This is a genomic window from Citrobacter sp. Cpa228 (genome assembly GCF_030333085.1).
Taxonomy (GTDB): Bacteria; Pseudomonadota; Gammaproteobacteria; order Enterobacterales; family Enterobacteriaceae; genus Citrobacter; species Citrobacter pasteurii.
The window spans coordinates 63,867-84,288 of the sequence record NZ_JAOWGQ010000039.1; the positions used below are offsets into that span (position 1 = coordinate 63,867).

Consider the following 20,422-nt stretch of genomic DNA (forward strand, 5'->3'; position numbering starts at 1 on the left):
GCAATCATACTTCACAAGCACTTCACTTTCAGGCTTTAGCGTATCGCCATCTTCATTTTTGCGGACAGAAAGATGGAACATTTTGACGTGGCGATTATCGGATTAGGTCCGGCAGGCTCAGCGCTGGCGCGGCAGTTGAGCGGAAAAATGCGCGTGATTGCGTTGGATAAAAAACGCCAGTGCGGCAACGAAGGTTTCACTAAACCCTGCGGCGGTCTGCTGGCCCCAGACGCCCAGCGTTCGTTTATCCGCGATGGTATAACCTTACCCGTTGATGTCATCGCCAACCCGCAGATTTTTAGTGTTAAAACGGTTGATGTTGCCGCTTCTTTGACGCGTAACTACCAGCGCAGCTACATTAATATCAACCGCCATGCTTTTGATTTATGGCTTAAATCTCTCATCCCTGATGATGTGCAGGTGTACCACGACAGCCTGTGTCGGAAAATCTGGCGCGAGGGCGATAAATGGCATGTTATTTTCCGCGCCGACGGTTGGGAGCAGCAGATCACCGCGCGTTATCTGGTCGGGGCCGACGGTGCGAATTCACTGGTGCGCCGTCATCTCTACCCCCAGCATCAAATTCGTAAATATGTCGCTATTCAACAATGGTTTGCAGAAAAGCATCCTGTGCCGTTCTATTCCTGTATTTTTGATAACGACGCAACTGACTGTTATTCATGGAGTATCAGCAAAGATGGCTATTTTATCTTTGGTGGTGCCTATCCCATGAAGGACGGACAGGCACGCTTTGACGCGCTGAAGGAGAAGCTGAAAGCGTTCCATTTCCAGTTCGGTAAACCGGTGAAAAGTGAAAAATGTACGGTGCTGTTCCCCTCACGCTGGAAAGACTTTGTCTGCGGAGAGGACAACGCATTTTTGATTGGTGAAGCGGCCGGTTTTATTAGCGCCAGCTCGCTGGAAGGGATTAGCTATGCGCTGGACAGCGCGGAGATCCTCAAATCAGTACTGCTACGGGATGCGCCAGATATGAATCTCGCTTACCGCAAAGCTACCCGTAAAATACGTCTCAAACTGTATGGCAAAATCCTTAAAAGCCGGGCGCTCACATCAGCATTTTCGCGTAAATGGATAATGCGCAGCGGCGTGGCACATATTCCACAGGTTGAAGAAACCATTATTGACGATAAAAACACCGGGCAAATGCAGCAAAGCATTTGCCCATAACATCTTATTGCAGCGCAAACTTCTCAATGGCGTACGCGACGCCATCTTCAAGGTTGGATTTGGTCACGAAGTTGGTGATTTCTTTGACTGACCCAATCGCGTTGTCCATAGCCACGCCCACGCCCGCGTATTCAATCATCGCGATGTCGTTTTCCTGATCGCCAATCGCCATCACCTCTTCGGCTTTAATTCCTAACGCATCGGCCAGCGATTTTACGCCAGTGCCTTTATTGACGCGTTTATCGAGAATTTCGAGGAAGTACGGCGCACTTTTCAGCACGGTGTACTTCTCTTTGACTTCTGCTGGGATGCGCGAGATGGCTTTATCGAGGATCTCCGGCTCGTCAATCATCATCACTTTCAGGAACTGGGTTTCTGGATCCATTTTCTCGGCTTCACAGAACACCAGCGGAATGGTCGCGACAAACGATTCATGCACCGTGTAGTAGCTGATATCACGATTGGCGGTGTACAGCGTATTGCGATCGAGGGCGTGGAAATGCGATCCAACTTCCCGGGAGAGCTGCTCCAGATAGCGATAATCGTCATAGCTTAACGCGGTTTGCGCCACGGTACTGCCATCCCCGGCTTTCTGCACCAGCGCCCCGTTATAGGTAATACAGTAGTCACCGGGCTGTTCCATGTGCAGTTCTTTCAAATAGCTGTGGACGCCGGCATAGGGGCGCCCCGTGGTCAGCACCACATTTACGCCACGCGCGCGTGCCGCGGCAATCGCCGTTTTGACCGCAGGTGAAATGGTGTGATCGGGCAGCAGAAGTGTGCCATCCATGTCGATAGCAATAAGTTTGATAGCCATGAGTTCCCCGGAATAAATGAGTCCATCCTCATGCTAACGCGATTCCGCTCAAAAAACAGCTACGAAAAGGGGGATGGGAAGGGGAATCGGGATCCCCCTTTTGACAATCGATGGTAGGCCGGATAAGGCCTGAGCCGCCATCCGGCAAACGCAGACGAACTGCCTGATGGCGCTGCGCTTATCAGGCCTACAGGAGCAGGCCTGAGGTACATGTTAGATATCGATGTTCGCCGCTTTCAGGGCGTTCTCTTCGATAAACGCGCGACGTGGTTCAACGGCATCGCCCATCAGCGTGGTGAACAACTGGTCGGCGGCAATCGCATCCTTCACGGTAACGCGCAGCATGCGACGGCTTTCCGGATCCATAGTAGTTTCCCACAGCTGTTCCGGGTTCATCTCGCCCAGACCTTTATAACGCTGAATCGCAAGGCCACGACGGGACTCTTTCACCAGCCAGTCCAGCGCCTGCTCGAAGCTGGCAACCGGCTGACGACGCTCGCCACGTTCGATAAACGCATCGTCTTCGATCAAGCCACGTAGTTTCTCACCCAACGTGCAGATACGACGGTATTCGCCGCCGGTCACAAACTCGTGGTCCAGCGGATAGTCGGTATCAACGCCGTGGGTACGCACGCGGATCACCGGTTCGAACAGGTTCAGTTCAGCGTCTTTACGCACAAAACTGTTCCAGGTGCTGCCATGCATTTCTTTTTCATTCAGCACGTTGACCAGCTGAGAAACCCAGGCAGTGACTTTCGCTTCATCAACGAGATCGGCTTCAGCCAGCGTCGGCTGATAAACAAGTTCTTTCAACAACGCTTTCGGGAAACGACGTTCCATACGGCCAATCATTTTCTGCGTCGCGTTGTATTCAGAAACCAGTTTTTCCAGCGCCTCACCCGCCAGCGCCGGGGCGTGGGCATTGGTGTGCAGCGTGGCACCATCAAGGGCGATAGAGATCTGGTACTGATCCATCGCTTCATCGTCTTTGATGTACTGTTCCTGCTTGCCTTTCTTCACTTTGTACAGCGGTGGTTGCGCAATATACACGTGACCGCGTTCCACGATTTCCGGCATCTGACGATAGAAGAAGGTCAACAGCAACGTACGGATGTGCGAGCCATCGACGTCCGCATCGGTCATGATGATGATGCTGTGATAGCGCAGTTTGTCCGGGTTGTACTCGTCACGACCGATGCCACAGCCCAGCGCGGTGATCAGCGTCGCCACTTCCTGAGAAGAGAGCATCTTGTCGAAGCGCGCCTTCTCAACGTTAAGAATTTTACCCTTCAGCGGCAGAATCGCCTGGTTCTTACGGTTACGTCCCTGCTTCGCAGAGCCGCCCGCTGAGTCCCCTTCCACCAGGTACAGTTCAGAGTGAGCCGGGTCGCGTTCCTGACAGTCCGCCAGTTTGCCCGGCAGACCCGCTAAGTCCAGCGCACCTTTACGGCGGGTCATTTCACGCGCGCGACGTGCCGCTTCGCGGGCACGTGCCGCATCAATAATTTTACCGACGACGATTTTCGCGTCAGACGGGTTTTCCAGCAGGTATTCACTCAACAGTTCGTTCATCTGCTGTTCTACCGCCGATTTCACCTCAGAAGAGACCAGCTTGTCTTTGGTCTGGGAGGAGAATTTCGGATCCGGTACCTTCACGGATACAACGGCAATCAGGCCTTCACGGGCATCGTCACCGGTGGCGCTGACTTTGGCTTTTTTGCTGTAGCCTTCTTTGTCCATATAGGCGTTCAGGGTACGGGTCATCGCCGCACGGAAGCCTGCAAGGTGAGTACCGCCGTCACGCTGCGGAATGTTGTTGGTGAAGCAGTAGATGTTTTCCTGGAAACCATCGTTCCACTGCAGCGCAACTTCCACGCCGATACCGTCTTTTTCGGTGGAGAAGTAGAAGATATTCGGGTGGATCGGCGTTTTGTTTTTGTTGAGGTATTCAACAAACGCCTTGATGCCGCCTTCGTAGTGGAAATGGTCTTCTTTGCCGTCGCGCTTATCGCGCAGACGGATAGACACGCCGGAGTTCAGGAATGACAGCTCGCGTAGACGCTTCGCCAGAATGTCGTATTCGAACTCAACGACGTTGGTAAAGGTTTCGTGGCTTGGCCAGAAACGTACCTGAGTCCCCGTCATTTCTGTTTCGCCAGTTACCGCCAGCGGCGCCTGCGGCACACCGTGCACGTAAGTTTGCTGATGCACTTTGCCTTCACGACGAATCACCAGCTCCAGTTTCTGCGACAGGGCGTTAACGACGGAAACACCTACGCCGTGCAGACCACCGGAAACTTTATAGGAGTTATCATCAAATTTACCGCCTGCGTGCAGAACGGTCATGATAACCTCCGCCGCCGAAACGCCCTCTTCCGGGTGAATACCGGTTGGGATACCACGGCCATCATCGGTAACGGACACGGAGTTATCAGCGTGAATCGTTACCACGATATCTTTACAGTGACCCGCGAGCGCTTCGTCGATAGCGTTATCTACCACCTCGAATACCATGTGGTGCAGACCGGTGCCGTCATCCGTGTCGCCGATATACATACCCGGGCGCTTACGCACCGCATCCAGTCCTTTCAGGACTTTGATACTGGAGGAGTCATAAGAATTCGACATCAACGTTTCTCGCTCATTTTATCTTGGGTTAATCCGTTATTTTACCCTTTTCCACGGTAAACATCTTCGAATTTTCATCGGACATGTCCATAACGTGTTCAGCGCTGATTGCGCTGACAAAGACCTGAGATTGCGTGGCTTTTAAGCGGCTGGCCAGCAGCCCACGACGCGCATCATCCAGTTCAGAGGCAAAATCATCTATCAGGTACAGGCAGCGCCGTCCGCTTTCGCGGGTCAGGAACTCCCCTTGCGCCAGACGTAAGGCGCACATCAGCAGCTTTAGCTGCCCACGCGACAACGTGTCTTCCACCGGCGCACCGTCGGCGCGAATGCGGAAATCCGCCTTATGCGGGCCGTGCGCGGTGTAGGTCAACATGCGATCGCGTTCAAAACTGCGTTCCAGCACTTCGGCGTAATCTGTCTCTTTCTCCCAGCCGCGCTGGAAAGAGAACGAGAGAGAAAACTCGGGAAGAAACTGCTGGCAGGTATCCGCCATATCCTGCGCGATACCGGCGCTGTACTCCGCGCGCCAGGTGCTGATTTGTTCCGCCAACGGGATCAGTTCTTTATCCCACGGGCGTAGTTGCTCATAACGACTTACCTGGCGCAGTGCCGCATTGCGCTGCTTGAGCAGGCGCTTCAGGTTGCTCCAGGCGGTGAAAAATCCGGCTTCATTGTGAAAGCATCCCCAGTCAAGAAATGCTCTTCTGTATTTGGGGCCGCCATTGAGTAAAGTAAACCCTTCAGGCGTTATCAGCTGCATCGGCATCAGGTGCGCCAGTTCCGCAACCTTGTGCCCGTCGGTGCCGTCAATGCGCACTTTGCTGTCGCCCAGTTTGTCTTTCGTCAGACCAATCGACGTCTCACGCTCATCACCCTGCAAACGACCGTGTAAAACAAACGATTCCTGTTCGTGGCGAATCACACGGCCAATCTGCAAACTGCGAAACGCCCGACCATGGCCGAGCGTATAGATGGCTTCCAGCACGCTGGTTTTGCCGCTGCCGTTAGCGCCTACCAGAAAGTTAAAGCCGGGAGATAAAGCGAGATCCGCGTTTTCGATATTGCGAAAATCGCGGATCAACAGGCGGGTCAGCGACATTACAGTCTCATTGGCATAACAACGTAAGCCGCGCTCTGGCTGGCCGCATCTTCAATTTGTACGCTGGAGACGGAATCGGTCAGCAGAATACGTACGTTTTCGCACTTCAGCGCGTTCAGGACGTCCAGCACGTAGCTAACGTTAAAGCCGATTTCCAGTTCAGTACCCGGATAGGAGACATCCAGAATTTCTTCGGCTTCTTCCTGCTCCGGGTTGTTAGCGGTGATTTTGAGCTGGTTTTCGCTGACATACAGACGCACGCCGCGGAATTTCTCGTTAGAGAGGATCGCCGCACGAGCAAACGCCTGCTTGAGGATATCGCAACCGGCTTCCAGATGTTTGTCCGGATTCTTCGGCAATACGCGGCGATAATCCGGGAAACGACCGTCAACCAGCTTGGAGGTAAAGATGAAATCACCCACGTGCGCACGAATGTTGTTGCTGCCAATCTGCACGCGCAGCGGGTTGTCGCCGCCGTCGAGCATACGCATCAGTTCAATCACGCCTTTACGCGGTACGATCACCGAATGGCTGGGCAACGGCTGACCGACAGGCATTGAACAGACCGCCAGGCGGTGACCGTCGGTCGCCACGGTACGCAGCTCTTCCCCTTCGGTTTCAAACAGCATGCCGTTTAAGTAGTAACGTACGTCCTGATGCGCCATCGAAAACTGCGTGGCTTCAATCAGACGCTTCATCGTCGCCTGCGGCAGGGTGAATTCGACTTCGCTCTGCCAGTCGTCCAGATTAGGGAAGTCGGCGGCAGGCAGCGTGGACAGCGAGAAACGGCTGCGGCCAGAACGCACCAGCATACGATCGCCTTCCAGTTGAACGGCAATTTCCGCGCCTTCAGGCAACCCGCGGCAAATATCGAAGAATTTACGCGCCGGAACGGTGGTTGCACCAGGTTCATGAGGCTGGATCAGCGCCACGCGCGCCACCATCTCCATTTCGAGATCGGTACCGGTCAGAGAAAGCGCACCGTCAGCAACCTGCAGCAGCAAGTTTCCGAGGATCGGCAGTGTAGGACGTCCACCCAGCGGGCCGCTGACCTGCTGAAGCGGTTTTAATAAATGTTCACGTTCAACGGTAAATTTCATAGCGTCACGAAGATAATGTTCTGATTAAATTGGAGAAATCTTCTTTAATATCATGGCTTTCTTCACGCAACTGCTCAATCTTACGGCAGGCATGAAGCACGGTAGTATGGTCACGCCCACCAAACGCGTCGCCAATTTCCGGCAGACTGTGGTTAGTGAGCTCTTTTGCCAGCGCCATCGCCATCTGACGCGGACGAGCTACCGAACGAGATCGACGCTTAGAAAGCAGATCCGCAATTTTGATTTTGTAATACTCTGCCACCGTCTTTTGAATATTGTCGATGGTGACCAGCTTTTCCTGCAAAGCCAGCAGATCGCGCAGCGCTTCACGCACGAAATCGATAGTAATCGCCCGGCCAGTAAAGTTAGCGTTGGCGATCACGCGGTTCAGTGCGCCTTCCAGTTCACGCACGTTAGAGCGTAGACGCTTGGCGATAAAGAACGCCACTTCACCCGGCAGACGAATGTCATTTTCGTCAGCCTTTTTCATCAGGATCGCGACGCGTGTTTCCAGCTCAGGCGGTTCGATCGCGACAGTCAGTCCCCAGCCGAAGCGGGATTTCAGACGATCTTCAACGCCGTTGATCTCCTTCGGATAGCGATCCGAGGTCAGGATGATCTGCTGATTACCCTCCAGCAAGGCGTTGAAGGTGTGGAAAAACTCTTCCTGCGATCGTTCTTTATTCGCGAAGAATTGGATATCGTCAATCAGCAGCGCGTCAACGGAACGGTAGTAGCGTTTAAACTCTTCGATCGCATTGTTTTGCAGGGCTTTAACCATGTCCTGCACAAAACGCTCGGAGTGCATATACACCACTTTGGCATTCGGCTTTCGCGCCATAATGCCGTTACCGACAGCGTGCAGCAGGTGGGTTTTACCCAGGCCTGTACCGCCATAAAGGAATAACGGATTGTAGGCGCCGCCAGGATTGTCCGCCACCTGACGTGCCGCCGCGCGCGCCAGTTGGTTAGATTTACCTTCAACGAAGTTATCAAACGTATGTTTGACGTTGACGTTAGAGCGATAGGTAGGTTCTGCCGGAGCCGGTACGTTATCCCAGCCGGGGCGCGCCGCCGGAGCGACGCGTTGCGGTTGAACTTGTTGAGCCACATGCGCAGGCGTAACGATGTTATTCACCGGCGTCTTCAGCGTTTGCGTGACAGGTTTAGTGCCGACTTCAAAACGCAGCTGTGGGGCATCCGCTCCGCAGAAATTATTCAGCAATCCATTAATATTATTGAGGTATTTATCCCTTACCCAATCGAGCACGAAACGGTTTGGCGCATACAAAGCCAGCGTGTTATCGCTCAGTTCCGCCTGCAACGGGCGTATCCACATACTGAATTCTGTGGCTGGTAACTCATCCTGCAATCGGGCAAGACACTGCTGCCAAAGCGAAAGTGACACGGCGGACTCCACTCGAACAAAAGTCGATAAATGACAAAGGCTGAAACATTCATGATTGTTGACGCACATCGACAAGACCCTATGCAAAGGGTGACGTGCGAATTGCTATCTGCAATTTTTACCCGATCAGGATCCATTGAAACGATCGGGACCGCGGATCATAGCGTAAACTGAGAAAGAGATCTTCTGTTTCTCACAGATTCTTCCCGATTTATCCACAGGATGATCCAGAATCGGCTAAGTGTAAACGATCCTGGAGAAGTGCTGCAGGTTTTCGCGCGCATATTGAAAAAATTAATGAGTAAAGATGCTTTACTGCTTAAACGATCTAATAAAGATCCCGAGCGATCCTTGCGCTTTATCCACCAGCCCGTATAATTCTTACCCCCAGCGAGTAACGGTCGCCTTATGGCGTCAACGCTGCCTGTTTTTTACGCGAAACCGTGCGGAAAAAAGCGGGAAATAAGGAAAGAGAATTGACTCCGGAGTGTACAATTATTACAATCCGGCCTCTTTAATCACCCACACTGTGGCGTAAGTCGTTCGAAACTCGTTCGGGTATACGCAAAAGTCAGTGAATTTATTCAAGTTTAGGTAGAAATCGCCATGAAACGCACTTTTCAACCGTCTGTACTGAAGCGCAACCGTTCTCACGGCTTCCGTGCTCGTATGGCTAATAAAAATGGTCGTCAGGTTCTGGCACGTCGTCGTGCTAAAGGCCGTTCTCGTCTGACCGTTTCTAAGTAATAAAAGCTAGCCCCTGAGTGGTTAAGCTCGCATTTCCCAGGGAGTTACGTTTGTTAACTCCCACTCATTTCACATTCGTCTTCCAGCAGCCACAACGGGCTGGCACGCCGCAAATCACCATCCTCGGCCGCCTGAATTCGCTGGGGCATCCCCGTATCGGTCTTACCGTCGCCAAGAAAAATGTTAAACGTGCGCATGAACGCAATCGGATTAAACGTCTGACACGTGAAAGCTTCCGTTTACGTCAGCACGAGCTTCCAGCAATGGATTTCGTGGTGGTGGCGAAAAAAGGGGTTGCTGACCTCGATAACCGTGCTCTCTCGGAAGCGTTGGAAAAATTATGGCGTCGCCATTGTCGCCTGGCTCGCGGGTCCTGATAGCCCTCATTCGGGTCTATCAACGCCTGATCAGTCCGCTGCTTGGGCCGCATTGCCGTTTCACTCCAACCTGTTCGAGCTACGGAATTGAGGCATTGCGCAGGTTTGGAGTGATAAAAGGCAGTTGGTTGACGGTGAAACGCGTATTAAAATGCCACCCTTTACACCCTGGTGGTGACGATCCCGTCCCGCCCGGACCATTTGATACCAGAGAACACTAACGATGGATTCGCAACGCAATCTTTTAGTCATCGCTTTGCTGTTCGTGTCTTTCATGATCTGGCAAGCCTGGGAGCAGGATAAAAACCCGCAACCTCAGGCCCAACAGACCACGCAGACAACGACCACCGCAGCGGGTAGCGCCGCAGACCAGGGCGTACCGGCCAGTGGCCAGGGGAAACTGATTACGGTTAAAACTGACGTGCTTGATCTGACCATCAACACCCGTGGTGGTGATGTGGAACAGGCTTCACTGCCAGCTTACCCGAAAGAACTCGGTTCTACCGAACCGTTCCAGTTACTGGAAACCACGCCACAGTTCATCTATCAGGCACAGAGTGGCCTGACCGGTCGTGACGGCCCGGATAACCCGGCTAACGGCCCGCGTCCGCTGTACAACGTCGACCAAGACGCTTTTGTACTGGCTGACGGTCAGAATGAACTGCAGATCCCGATGACCTATACTGACGCCGCTGGCAACACGTTTACCAAAACGTTTATCCTTAAGCGTGGTGAGTATGCGGTAAGCGTTAACTACAGCGTGCAGAACGCCGGCGAGAAACCGCTGGAAGTCTCCACCTTTGGTCAGCTGAAGCAATCCATCAATCTGCCATCTCATCGCGATACCGGAAGCAGCAATTTTGCGCTGCACACCTTCCGTGGCGCGGCGTACTCCACGCCTGATGAGAAGTATGAGAAATACAAATTCGACACCATTGCTGAAAACGAAAACCTGAACGTCAACGCTAAAGACGGCTGGGTTGCAATGCTGCAACAGTATTTCGCTACGGCATGGGTTCCGCGTAACGACGGCACCAATAACTTCTATACCGCAAATCTGGGTAACGGCATTGCCGCTATCGGCTATAAATCACAGCCGGTATTGGTACAGCCTGGCCAGACTGGCGCGATGACCAGCACCCTGTGGGTCGGCCCAGAAATTCAGGATAAAATGGCGGCCGTTGCACCGCACCTGGATCTGACCGTGGATTACGGCTGGTTGTGGTTCATCTCTCAGCCGCTGTTCAAACTGCTGAAATGGATCCATAGCTTCCTGGGTAACTGGGGCTTCTCCATCATCGTTATCACCTTTATCGTTCGTGGCATCATGTACCCGCTGACCAAAGCGCAGTACACCTCCATGGCGAAGATGCGTATGCTGCAGCCGAAGATTCAGGCAATGCGTGAGCGTCTGGGCGATGACAAACAGCGTCAGAGCCAGGAAATGATGGCCCTGTACAAAGCTGAGAAGGTTAACCCGCTGGGCGGCTGCTTCCCGCTGATCATCCAGATGCCAATCTTCCTGGCGTTGTACTACATGCTGATGGGCTCCATTGAACTGCGTCATGCGCCGTTCGCGCTGTGGATCCATGACCTGTCTGCACAGGACCCGTACTACATCCTGCCGATCCTGATGGGCGTGACGATGTTCTTCATTCAGAAGATGTCTCCGACCACCGTGACCGACCCGATGCAGCAGAAGATCATGACCTTCATGCCGGTCATCTTCACCGTGTTCTTCCTGTGGTTCCCGTCAGGTCTGGTGCTGTACTATATCGTCAGCAACCTGGTAACCATTATTCAGCAGCAGCTGATTTACCGTGGTCTGGAGAAACGTGGCCTGCATAGCCGCGAGAAGAAAAACTCCTGATTCGGTGTAGGCCGGATTAGGCGAAGCCGCCATCCGGCACACGGAACATAACGTAAAGGGCGGTCATTAGACCGCCTTTTTTATTGCATTAAGAAGAGACAAACCATGAGCCATAACGACACCATCGTCGCTCAGGCCACCCCACCGGGACGTGGTGGCGTGGGTATCCTGCGTATCTCCGGCCTGAAGGCGAGCGAGGTCGCAGAAACCGTACTGGGGAAACTGCCAAAACCGCGTTATGCCGACTATCTGCCGTTTAAAGACGCGGATGGCAGCGCGCTGGATCAGGGGATTGCCCTGTGGTTCCCCGGCCCGAACTCCTTTACCGGTGAAGACGTTTTAGAGCTTCAGGGTCACGGCGGCCCGGTGATTCTTGATCTGCTGCTCAAACGTATTCTGACGATTCCCGGGCTGCGCATTGCCAGACCAGGTGAATTCTCCGAGCGCGCGTTTCTCAATGATAAGCTCGATCTGGCTCAGGCAGAGGCAATTGCCGACCTGATCGACGCCAGCTCAGAGCAAGCCGCTCGCTCGGCATTGAACTCGTTGCAGGGCGCATTTTCCGCACGGGTAAATCATCTTGTGGAAGCACTCACTCACCTGCGTATCTATGTGGAAGCGGCGATCGACTTCCCGGATGAAGAAATCGACTTCCTGTCTGACGGCAAGATTGAAGCCCAGCTCAATAGCGTTATCAGCGATCTTGATGCCGTACGTGCCGAAGCGCGTCAGGGTAGCCTGCTGCGCGAAGGGATGAAGGTAGTCATTGCCGGTCGCCCTAACGCCGGGAAATCGAGCCTGCTGAACGCGCTGGCAGGCCGTGAGGCGGCTATTGTGACCGACATTGCGGGGACGACTCGCGACGTGCTGCGAGAGCATATTCATATCGACGGTATGCCGTTGCACATCATCGACACTGCCGGTCTGCGCGATGCCAGCGATGAAGTTGAACGCATTGGTATTGAACGCGCCTGGCAGGAAATTGAACAAGCCGACCGCGTACTGTTTATGGTTGATGGCACCACCACCGACGCCGTTGACCCGGCAGACATCTGGCCTGACTTTATTGCTCGTCTGCCAGCCAAATTGCCAATTACCGTGGTGCGTAACAAAGCGGATATCACGGGTGAAACGCTGGGTCTTAGCGAAGTAAATGGCCACTCACTGGTTCGCCTCTCCGCACGAACCGGTGAAGGTGTTGACGTACTGCGCAACCATCTCAAACAGAGCATGGGCTTTGAAACCAATATGGAAGGCGGCTTCCTGGCGCGTCGCCGTCATTTGCAGGCACTGGCTGAAGCGGCGGAGCATCTTCAGCAGGGCAAAGCGCAGCTATTAGGCGCATGGGCCGGAGAACTGCTGGCGGAGGAGCTGCGTCTGGCGCAGCAGAACCTCAGTGAGATCACCGGGGAATTTACCTCCGACGATCTGCTGGGTCGTATTTTCTCCAGTTTCTGTATTGGTAAATAGTTTTGCCGGATGGCGGCTATGCCTTATCCGGCCTACTCGACATGTAGGCCCGGTAAGCGTAGCGCCACCGGGCAACAGCGTTTTCCTCTCAGGAAATCACTGTTGTCCAAATGGCAACTCGTGTAGTTAACTCTCTACCCGTATGCTTAGCGCCACATTTCTCATGAGGTCGCTATGACACGCTTTCTAATCTGCAGTTTTGCCTTGGTTCTTCTCTATCCCGCCGGTATTGATATGTATCTGGTGGGATTGCCCCGTATTGCTGCCGATTTACAAGCCAGCGAGGCTCAGTTGCATATCGCGTTTTCGGTCTACCTGGCAGGGATGGCGACAGCAATGTTGTTCGCCGGAAAAATTGCTGACCAGTCGGGTCGTAAACCGGTCGCCATTGTCGGGGCCCTCATTTTTATTGTCGCCTCGTCGCTGTGTTCGTTCGCCAAGAGCGGTACGCCGTTCCTGGTAGGCCGCTTTATTCAGGGCGTAGGCGCTGGCTGTTGCTATGTGGTGGCTTTCGCCATCCTGCGCGATACGCTCGACGATCGCCGCCGGGCGAAGGTTTTGTCGCTGTTGAACGGTATCACCTGCATCGTGCCGGTGCTGGCGCCGGTGATGGGGCACCTGATTATGCTCAAATACCCGTGGCAGAGCCTGTTCTACACGATGATGGGAATGGGTGTGGCTGTTTGCCTGCTGTCGGTGTTTGTCCTGCGAGAATCGCGCCCAGCGACGCTCTCGACCTCTACGCAGAGCGATCATCGCGCAGAGTCGCTGGTGAACCGTTTTTTCCTGAGCCGTCTGGCCATTACCACCCTCAGCGTGTCGGTGATCCTGACCTTCGTGAATACGTCTCCGGTGCTGCTGATGGAAGTGATGGGCTTCGACCGCGGCGAGTACGCCACTACCATGGCCATGACCGCAGGCATCAGTATGACGGTCTCTTTCTCTACACCATTCGCCCTGAGTATTTTTAAACCCCGTATCCTGATGCTGACTTCACAGGTTTTGTTCCTGGCTGCGGGCATCGTGTTAATCCTTGCCAGTACGCACGCGGTAACGTTGTTCGGGTTGACGTTAATCTGTGCCGGATTCTCGGTCGGTTTCGGCGTCGCCATGAGTCAGGCACTGGGGCCGTTCTCGCTGCGTGCGGGTGTGGCAAGCTCGGCGTTAGGCATAGCGCAGGTTTGCGGTTCATCGCTATGGATTTGGTTGGCTGCCATCCTCGGTCTCGACGCGCTGAATATGCTGATCGGGATTCTGATTGGCTGTAGCATAGTGAGTATCATGCTGATTATCACTGTTGCACCAAACCGGTCCACACCAACTCATGAAGAAATCCCTCAGCAGTCTCGATCTTAATTTACTGCTCTGCCTGCAGCTCCTGATGCAGGAGCGCAGCGTCACCAAAACCGCCAAACGGATGAACGTCACGCCGTCGGCGGTCAGCAAGTCGTTGTCGAAGCTGCGAACCTGGTTTGACGATCCGCTGTTTGTGAATACCCCGCTTGGGCTGACGCCAACGCCGCTGATGGTCAGCATGGAGCAGAACCTGGCGGAGTGGATGCAAATGGGCAATCAATTGCTCGATAAGCCACACCATGAAGCACCACGTGGGCTGAAGTTTGATTTAGTGGCTGAAACGCCGCTGGTGATGATCATGTTTAACGCGCTCTCCCAACAGATCTACCAGCGTTATCCACAAGCCTCGATCAAAGTGCGTAACTGGGATTACGATTCGCTGGACGCCATTATCCGTGGCGAGGTGGATATCGGCTTTACCGGACGTGAAAGTCACCCACGCTCGCGTGAATTGCTGAGTCTGCTACCGTTATCGATCGACCATGAAGTGCTGTTTTCCGATCTCCCCTGCGTCTGGCTGCGCGAAGATCATCCGGCGTTACGAGAAGAGTGGAGCCTGGAAACATTCCTGCACTATCCCCATATCAGCATTAGCTGGGAGCAGAGCGACACCTGGGCGCTGGACGATGTGCTTCAGGAGATGGGGCGTGCGCGTAACATCGCATTGTGTCTGCCGGGCTTTGAGCAGTCGCTGTTTATGGCCGCGCAGCCCGATCACGCATTGATAGCCACCGCCCCGGTCTATTGTCAGCGTTATAATCAACTCCACCAACTTCCGCTCGTGGCACGTCCAATGCCTTTTGATGCTGCGCAACTGGAAAAAATGCGCGTCCCATTCACCCTACTTTGGCATAAACGCAACAGCCACAATCCTAAGATCGTCTGGCTGAAAGAGACGATCAAGGCACTCTATCGCGAGATGTCATGAAGATCCTTTGCTATATTGTTGTTTTATTGACCTCCCTGGCGGTGGAAATGTAAATGTCGCGTAATGTATCCCGATTCCGTTTACTTTTTGGGCAGTAAAGCCTGCCTGGAAGCCGCGTAAATGTTACTCTGATAATAATCACGGACCATTAATCACGGAGCGAAAAATGGCGACACATTTTGCCAGAGGGATTCTAACGGAGGGACACCTGGTTTCAGTTCGTCTCCCGACTCCATGTCATTTTGAAGTAAGAAATCTACCCACTCACCGCCGAACACGCTTTCTGGCCTCCCGAAGCCTTCTCGCTGAACTGATGTTTATGCTTTACGGCACCAGCACATTGCCTGAGATTGTTACCGAGGCGAAAGGTAAGCCCGTTTTTCGCGATAAAAACCTGCCAGGCTTTTCGATTTCCTATGCCGGGAACATCGTTGGCGTCGCGCTTACCACAGAAGGTTCATGCGGCCTGGATATGGAGCTTCAGCGAGTGACCCGCGGGTTCCATACCCCGAATGCCACAGAAACCTACCGCTTTTCCAGTAACGAAAACCTGTGGATCAATAATCAAAACGACCCCAATGAAGCGCGTGCGCAGCTCATTACGTTACGCCAGAGCGTTCTCAAGCTCACTGGCGACGTGTGCAATGACGATCCACGTGAACTCCAGTTGTTACCGGGTGCGGGCCGTCTGAGATGTGCTCACGTTACGCAGATAGAAGCCATTTGCGATGCCGAAGATGTACTGGTGTGGTCGGTCGCGGTCACGCCAACCATTGAAAAACTCAAGGTTTGGGAGTTTGATGGTAAACAGGACTGGAAAAGCTTGCCTGATATCCAGACCCGCGCGAATGAGCCAACGGGTCGCCTGATCCGGTTTTCACAATTATCCGCAGCGAAGAGCCATACGCTTTGATTTAACCTTCATGATGAAACAGGAGTAACCATGTCTGAAACATTGAATGTTGTTACGTTACTGGGGAGCCTGCGCAAGGGTTCGTTTAATGGAATGGTTGCCCGTACGCTGCCAAAAATTGCCCCCGCGGGGATGGAAGTGAATGCGTTACCGTCGATTGGGGATATTCCTCTGTACGATGCCGACCTCCAGCAGGAAGAGGGTTTTCCGGCAAGTGTAGAAGCGCTGGCGGAACAAATCAGGAAGGCTGACGGCGTCGTTATCGTGACTCCGGAATATAACTATTCTGTTCCGGGCGGACTGAAGAACGCCATCGACTGGCTGTCTCGCCTGCCCGATCAGCCATTATCCGGCAAACCGGTGCTGATCCAGACAAGCTCCATGGGTGCCATTGGCGGCGCGCGCTGCCAGTACCATCTGCGTCAAATCCTGGTGTTTCTCGACGCGATGGTAATGAACAAGCCAGAGTTTATGGGCGGCGTTATTCAGAATAAAGTGGACCCGCAGACCGGCGAAGTGATCGACCAAAGCACGCTGGACCATCTGACCGGCCAGCTGACTGCATTTGGCGACTACATTCAGCGCGTGAAAGCCTAAAAGAAAAAGCCCGCCAGCAACGATGCCTGGCGGGCCGTTGTCCAGACCGATATTTTAATGCGCGTCGATAAACACAATCTTCAGTACAAACAGCAGCGCGACAACAATGACGCACGGGCTGAGATCGCGGAAACGTCCGGTACCAATTTTCATCACGCAGTAGGAAATAAAGCCCAGCGCGATGCCTTCAGTGATGGAGAAGCTAAACGGCATCATCACAGCGGTAATAAACGCCGGAACAGCCTCAGTCAGATCATCCCACTTAACGCGCGACAGGCTTGATGTCATCAGGACACCAACGTAAATCAGCGCACCTGCGGCAGCATATCCCGGCACCATTCCCGCCAGCGGCGACAGGAAGATAACCAGCAGGAACAGCAGGCCAACGACGACTGCAGTCAGGCCTGTACGGCCACCAACCGACACCCCGGAAGAGGACTCAATATAGGCGGTAACGGAAGATGTACCTATAAACGCGCCGGTAACAGAGGACACACTATCCACATACAACGCCTGCTTCATGCGTGGGAACTTGCCCTTCGCGTCCGCCAGACCGGCTTTATCCGTGACGCCAATCAACGTACCGGAGGAGTCAAACAGGTTAACCAGCATGAACGAGAAAATCACGCCCGCAAGGCCAATGTTAAACGAACCGGCCAGGTCAACATGCCCGATAACCGACATCACGCTCGGCGGTGCGGAGACGATCCCATTGTAATGGACATCGCCCAGCATCCAGCCCAACAGCGTGGTCACAATGATGGAGATCAGCACTGCCGCGTGAATGTTGCGTGATGCCAGAATCGCGATGATAAAGAAGCCCAGAATACCCAGCAGCACGCTATGGGACGTCAGGTTACCAATGGAAACCAGCGTGTCTTTGTTCGCAACAATAACACCGGCATTTTTCAGCCCCATCATGCCGATGAACAGGCCGATACCACTGGTGATGCCCACGCGCAGACTGACCGGGATATTGGCAATCATCCAGTAACGTACGCGGAAAATGGTCAGCAGCAGCAGACCTATCGCGCCCCAGAAGATTGCGCCCATACCGATCTGCCATGACAGGCCCATCGCGCCAACGACCACGAAGGCGAAGAACGCGTTCAGGCCCATAGCAGGCGCAAGTGCGACCGGCAGGTTAGCAAATAGCCCCATCAGGATGCTACCAAAGGCAGCAATAAGGCAGGTGGTAACAAAGACGGCGCTGGTATCCATGCCAGCCACGCCAAGAATTTGCGGGTTAACAAAAACGATATACACCATCGTCAGGAAGGTGGTTAAACCGGCGATCACTTCGGTCCGTGCCGTCGTGCCATGCTCGCGCAGTTTGAACACGCGTTCCAGCATCCCCTGGCCAGAAGCCTGGGTTGTGTGTTGTTGGCTCATTATCAATTTCCGAACAAGGAGGGAAAATTCGTCGCTATCCTATACCAAAATGCGACAATAGGGTTGGGTTATGAGCAACTTTTTTCATTGATTTTGCTTATACGGCAACGATTGCGTCCCCCCATTATGCATTACGAAAACGTTAAACTTGTTAAAATGGAAATGACATGTCCCAGATAGAAGCCGTATTTTTTGACTGTGACGGTACCCTTGTCGACAGTGAAGTAATTTGTTCTCGCGCGTATGTCAGCATGTTCCAGGCGTTCGGCATTACGCTCGATCTTGAAGAGACGTTTAAACGCTTCAAGGGGGTAAAGCTCTACGAAATCATCGACATTATTAACGAAGAACACGGTGTCGAACTGGCAAAAGCCGAGCTAGAACCGGTTTACCGCGCTGAGGTCGCACGTCTGTTCGATACCGAGCTGGAAGTCATTGCTGGTGCGAACACGCTGCTGGACAGCATGGCTGTGCCAATGTGCGTGGTGTCTAACGGTCCGGTCAGCAAAATGCAGCATTCGCTGGGTAAGCTGGGCATGTTGCACCATTTTCCTGATTTACTGTTCAGCGGCTACGATATCCAACGCTGGAAGCCCGATCCGGCCCTGATGTTCCATGCGGCAAAAGCCATGGACGTTAACGTTGAGAACTGCATTCTGGTTGATGATTCCAGCGCAGGCGCGCAGGCGGGAATTGCCGCCGGGATGGAAGTGTTCTACTTCTGTGCCGATCCGCATAACAAACCGATCGAAAACCCAAAGGTCACGACCTTTACCGATCTGGCGCAGTTACCGGAATTGTGGAAGGCGCGAGGTTGGGATATTACCCGGTAATTTTTTGTAGGCCCGGTAAGCTTGCGCCACCGGGCAATTGCCGGATGGCGCTAACGCTTATCCGGCCTACTTTCTACGTTTTTATCACTCTTTCGGGTCTTTGCCCGCCAGCAGTTTATCCAGCTCATCACCGCCCACGTGACGGAAGTCCTGCCCCTTCACGAAATAGAAGATGTATTCGCAGATATTCTGGCAGCGGTCACCGATACGCTCGATAGAACGCGCGCAAAACAGCGCGGTCAGTACGCTTGGAATGGTACGCGGGTCTTCCATCATGTAGGTCATCAGCTGACGCACGATGCCTTCATACTCCTGGTCGACTTTCTTATCTTCGCGATAAATACGTACCGCTTCGTCGAGATCCATACGCGCAAACGCATCCAGCACGTCGTGCAGCATCTGCACGGTGTGACGACCCAGCGACTCCAGACTTACCAGCAGCGGCTGGTGCTGTTGCGAGAACTTCTCCAGTGCGGTGCGGCAAATTTTGTCCGCCACGTCGCCAATACGTTCCAGCTCGGCGATAGTTTTGATGATTGCCATCACCAGGCGCAGGTCGCTCGCCGTCGGCTGACGTTTGGCGATGATGCGCACGCAGGCTTCGTCGATCGCCACTTCCATCATGTTGACGTTCTTATCGCCTTCAATGACACGCTTCGCCAGATCGCTGTCCTGATTGTGCATGGCGGTAATCGCATCAGAAAGCTGCTGCTCGACCATGCCACCCATGGTCATCACCTGGGTACGGATGCTTTCCAGCTCTGCGTTGAACTGGCCGGAAATATGTTTATTAAGATTAAGGTTATCCACAACAAGCTCCTGAATCAGCCGTAACGACCGGTGATGTAATCTTCAGTTTGTTTCTTCGCGGGCTTGGTGAACAGATCGTCCGTATTACTGAACTCAATCAACTCGCCCAGGTACATAAATGCCGTGTGATCGGAACAACGCGCAGCCTGCTGCATGTTGTGGGTAACGATAACAACGGTGTAATCTTCTTTCAGCTCAGTGATCAGCTCTTCAATACGCCCGGTAGAAATCGGGTCGAGCGCTGAACATGGCTCATCAAGCAGTAGCACTTCCGGGCGAATGGCGATACCACGCGCAATACACAAACGCTGCTGCTGACCACCGGAGAGAGAGTACCCACTCTGGTGTAATTTATCTTTGGTTTCGTTCCACAGTGCGGCCTTGGTCAATGCCCACTGTACACGCTCGTCCATATCGGCACGGGAAAGCTTCTCAAACAGACGCACGCCAAACGCGATATTGTCGTAGATAGACATTGGGAACGGCGTCGGCTTCTGGAACACCATGCCGACTTTGGCACGCAGCAGTGCGATATCCTGGGTGTTGGTGAGAATATTGTCACCATCCAGCAGGATTTCACCTTCCGCACGCTGCTCCGGGTACAGTTCAAACATTTTGTTGAAGGTACGCAGCAGCGTCGATTTACCACAGCCTGACGGCCCGATAAACGCCGTGACCTGGTTTTTCGCGATATCCAGGTTGATGTTCTTCAGGGCATGGAATTTGCCATAGTAGAAGTTCAAATCACGAACCTGAATTTTACCCGGGGCAGTATCAACCATACTCATCTCAATCTCTTCCTCATCATGCCTGATGACGCTTCGCTTATCAGGCCTACATATAGTTCAATCCGTAGGCCGGATAAGGCGTTTACGCCGCCATCCGG

The 20,422-nt window shown here is 53.4% G+C and carries 20 protein-coding genes; 12 read left to right on the forward strand and 8 right to left on the reverse strand.

Annotation, left to right across the window (positions count from 1 at the left end):
• The first annotated feature begins 72 nt into the window (after positions 1–72).
• Complete coding sequence (gene cbrA, locus OGX91_RS06960) at positions 73–1,188, forward strand: colicin M resistance lipid reductase CbrA (RefSeq protein WP_286625810.1); 1,116 nt, start codon at positions 73–75, stop codon at positions 1,186–1,188.
• A 4-nt stretch (positions 1,189–1,192) separates the two neighbouring features.
• On the opposite strand, the gene yidA is transcribed toward cbrA, so the two are convergent.
• The 5 genes from yidA to dnaA all read right to left on the reverse strand — a co-directional run bounded on the left by yidA (position 1,193) and on the right by dnaA (position 8,243).
• Positions 1,193–2,005, reverse strand: a complete 813-nt coding sequence (gene yidA / locus OGX91_RS06965) for a sugar-phosphatase (protein WP_286625811.1) — start codon at positions 2,003–2,005, stop codon at positions 1,193–1,195.
• A 213-nt stretch (positions 2,006–2,218) separates the two neighbouring features.
• The gene (gyrB, locus tag OGX91_RS06970; protein ID WP_199947343.1) at positions 2,219–4,633 is read right to left on the reverse strand and encodes a DNA topoisomerase (ATP-hydrolyzing) subunit B; all 2,415 of its coding nucleotides are present in this window, start codon (positions 4,631–4,633) and stop codon (positions 2,219–2,221) included.
• Between the two features lie 28 nt (positions 4,634–4,661).
• On the reverse strand, positions 4,662–5,735 hold the full coding sequence (gene recF, locus OGX91_RS06975; protein WP_005121479.1) for a DNA replication/repair protein RecF: 1,074 nt from the start codon (positions 5,733–5,735) through the stop codon (positions 4,662–4,664).
• Positions 5,735–6,835 carry a DNA polymerase III subunit beta gene (gene dnaN / locus OGX91_RS06980; RefSeq protein ID WP_005121477.1) on the reverse strand — a complete coding sequence of 367 codons (1,101 nt, stop codon included), beginning with the start codon at positions 6,833–6,835 and terminating at the stop codon, positions 5,735–5,737. Before dnaN ends, recF begins: the two co-directional genes overlap by 1 nt.
• 4 nt (positions 6,836–6,839) lie before the next feature.
• Positions 6,840–8,243 (reverse strand): chromosomal replication initiator protein DnaA, encoded by a 1,404-nt coding sequence (dnaA, locus tag OGX91_RS06985; RefSeq protein WP_005121475.1) that lies wholly within the window; start codon positions 8,241–8,243, stop codon positions 6,840–6,842.
• Between the two features lie 297 nt (positions 8,244–8,540).
• On the opposite strand from dnaA, the gene OGX91_RS24180 reads away from it, so the two are divergent.
• From OGX91_RS24180 to OGX91_RS07030, 10 genes are all read left to right on the forward strand, one after another.
• Complete coding sequence (locus OGX91_RS24180) at positions 8,541–8,621, forward strand: hypothetical protein (protein ID WP_418222139.1); 81 nt, start codon at positions 8,541–8,543, stop codon at positions 8,619–8,621.
• A gap of 228 nt (positions 8,622–8,849) precedes the next feature.
• Positions 8,850–8,990: a 50S ribosomal protein L34 gene (gene rpmH / locus OGX91_RS06990; RefSeq protein WP_003023858.1), complete on the forward strand. Its 141-nt coding sequence runs from the start codon at positions 8,850–8,852 to the stop codon at positions 8,988–8,990.
• Between the two features lie 17 nt (positions 8,991–9,007).
• A complete protein-coding gene (gene rnpA / locus OGX91_RS06995; protein WP_003844432.1) occupies positions 9,008–9,367 on the forward strand; it encodes a ribonuclease P protein component in 360 nt (119 codons plus the stop codon).
• The gene (gene yidD, locus OGX91_RS07000; protein WP_003023846.1) at positions 9,331–9,588 is read left to right on the forward strand and encodes a membrane protein insertion efficiency factor YidD; all 258 of its coding nucleotides are present in this window, start codon (positions 9,331–9,333) and stop codon (positions 9,586–9,588) included. The genes rnpA and yidD overlap by 37 nt, the downstream gene beginning before the upstream one ends.
• A 2-nt stretch (positions 9,589–9,590) precedes the next feature.
• Complete coding sequence (gene yidC, locus OGX91_RS07005) at positions 9,591–11,237, forward strand: membrane protein insertase YidC (RefSeq protein ID WP_188231939.1); 1,647 nt, start codon at positions 9,591–9,593, stop codon at positions 11,235–11,237.
• Positions 11,238–11,342: 105 nt separating this feature from the next.
• A complete protein-coding gene (gene mnmE / locus OGX91_RS07010) occupies positions 11,343–12,707 on the forward strand; it encodes a tRNA uridine-5-carboxymethylaminomethyl(34) synthesis GTPase MnmE (RefSeq protein ID WP_286625815.1) in 1,365 nt (454 codons plus the stop codon).
• 174 nt (positions 12,708–12,881) lie between these two features.
• Positions 12,882–14,063, forward strand: coding sequence for an MFS transporter (locus OGX91_RS07015; RefSeq protein ID WP_286625816.1), 1,182 nt, complete (start codon positions 12,882–12,884; stop codon positions 14,061–14,063).
• Positions 14,032–14,991, forward strand: a complete 960-nt coding sequence (yidZ, locus tag OGX91_RS07020) for an HTH-type transcriptional regulator YidZ (protein WP_040231496.1) — start codon at positions 14,032–14,034, stop codon at positions 14,989–14,991. The genes OGX91_RS07015 and yidZ overlap by 32 nt, the downstream gene beginning before the upstream one ends.
• Positions 14,992–15,157: 166 nt before the next feature.
• Positions 15,158–15,904 carry a 4'-phosphopantetheinyl transferase family protein gene (locus OGX91_RS07025; RefSeq protein WP_040231494.1) on the forward strand — a complete coding sequence of 249 codons (747 nt, stop codon included), beginning with the start codon at positions 15,158–15,160 and terminating at the stop codon, positions 15,902–15,904.
• A gap of 30 nt (positions 15,905–15,934) precedes the next feature.
• Positions 15,935–16,501 carry an NADPH-dependent FMN reductase gene (locus tag OGX91_RS07030; protein WP_003827046.1) on the forward strand — a complete coding sequence of 189 codons (567 nt, stop codon included), beginning with the start codon at positions 15,935–15,937 and terminating at the stop codon, positions 16,499–16,501.
• Positions 16,502–16,555: 54 nt separating this feature from the next.
• Here the strand turns inward: OGX91_RS07030 and adeP are convergent, their stop codons facing one another.
• A complete protein-coding gene (gene adeP, locus OGX91_RS07035) occupies positions 16,556–17,893 on the reverse strand; it encodes an adenine permease AdeP (RefSeq protein ID WP_005121469.1) in 1,338 nt (445 codons plus the stop codon).
• Between the two features lie 167 nt (positions 17,894–18,060).
• On the opposite strand from adeP, the gene yieH reads away from it, so the two are divergent.
• Entirely contained in the window at positions 18,061–18,726 is a 666-nt protein-coding gene (gene yieH / locus OGX91_RS07040) for a 6-phosphogluconate phosphatase (protein ID WP_005121468.1), read from the forward strand.
• Positions 18,727–18,810: 84 nt separating this feature from the next.
• Here yieH and phoU read toward each other — a convergent pair whose 3' ends face one another.
• Positions 18,811–19,536 (reverse strand): phosphate signaling complex protein PhoU, encoded by a 726-nt coding sequence (gene phoU, locus OGX91_RS07045; RefSeq protein ID WP_006687755.1) that lies wholly within the window; start codon positions 19,534–19,536, stop codon positions 18,811–18,813.
• Between the two features lie 14 nt (positions 19,537–19,550).
• Positions 19,551–20,324 carry a phosphate ABC transporter ATP-binding protein PstB gene (pstB, locus tag OGX91_RS07050; RefSeq protein ID WP_003023821.1) on the reverse strand — a complete coding sequence of 258 codons (774 nt, stop codon included), beginning with the start codon at positions 20,322–20,324 and terminating at the stop codon, positions 19,551–19,553.
• Positions 20,325–20,422 lie beyond the last annotated feature (98 nt).

Excerpts from the sequence above, each read along its gene's own strand:
- dnaN (WP_005121477.1), bottom strand. The coding sequence starts at position 6,835 with ATGAAATTTACCGTTGAACGTGAACATTTATTAAAACCGCTTCAGCAG.
- yieH (WP_005121468.1), top strand. The coding sequence starts at position 18,061 with ATGTCCCAGATAGAAGCCGTATTTTTTGACTGTGACGGTACCCTTGTC.
- yidZ (WP_040231496.1), top strand. The coding sequence starts at position 14,032 with ATGAAGAAATCCCTCAGCAGTCTCGATCTTAATTTACTGCTCTGCCTG.
- cbrA (WP_286625810.1), top strand. The coding sequence starts at position 73 with ATGGAACATTTTGACGTGGCGATTATCGGATTAGGTCCGGCAGGCTCA.
- yidA (WP_286625811.1), bottom strand. The coding sequence starts at position 2,005 with ATGGCTATCAAACTTATTGCTATCGACATGGATGGCACACTTCTGCTG.
- OGX91_RS07030 (WP_003827046.1), top strand. The coding sequence starts at position 15,935 with ATGTCTGAAACATTGAATGTTGTTACGTTACTGGGGAGCCTGCGCAAG.
- OGX91_RS07025 (WP_040231494.1), top strand. The coding sequence starts at position 15,158 with ATGGCGACACATTTTGCCAGAGGGATTCTAACGGAGGGACACCTGGTT.
- mnmE (WP_286625815.1), top strand. The coding sequence starts at position 11,343 with ATGAGCCATAACGACACCATCGTCGCTCAGGCCACCCCACCGGGACGT.
- OGX91_RS07015 (WP_286625816.1), top strand. The coding sequence starts at position 12,882 with ATGACACGCTTTCTAATCTGCAGTTTTGCCTTGGTTCTTCTCTATCCC.
- yidC (WP_188231939.1), top strand. The coding sequence starts at position 9,591 with ATGGATTCGCAACGCAATCTTTTAGTCATCGCTTTGCTGTTCGTGTCT.
- OGX91_RS24180 (WP_418222139.1), top strand. The coding sequence starts at position 8,541 with ATGAGTAAAGATGCTTTACTGCTTAAACGATCTAATAAAGATCCCGAG.
- gyrB (WP_199947343.1), bottom strand. The coding sequence starts at position 4,633 with ATGTCGAATTCTTATGACTCCTCCAGTATCAAAGTCCTGAAAGGACTG.
- pstB (WP_003023821.1), bottom strand. The coding sequence starts at position 20,324 with ATGAGTATGGTTGATACTGCCCCGGGTAAAATTCAGGTTCGTGATTTG.
- yidD (WP_003023846.1), top strand. The coding sequence starts at position 9,331 with ATGGCGTCGCCATTGTCGCCTGGCTCGCGGGTCCTGATAGCCCTCATT.
- rpmH (WP_003023858.1), top strand. The coding sequence starts at position 8,850 with ATGAAACGCACTTTTCAACCGTCTGTACTGAAGCGCAACCGTTCTCAC.
- adeP (WP_005121469.1), bottom strand. The coding sequence starts at position 17,893 with ATGAGCCAACAACACACAACCCAGGCTTCTGGCCAGGGGATGCTGGAA.
- recF (WP_005121479.1), bottom strand. The coding sequence starts at position 5,735 with ATGTCGCTGACCCGCCTGTTGATCCGCGATTTTCGCAATATCGAAAAC.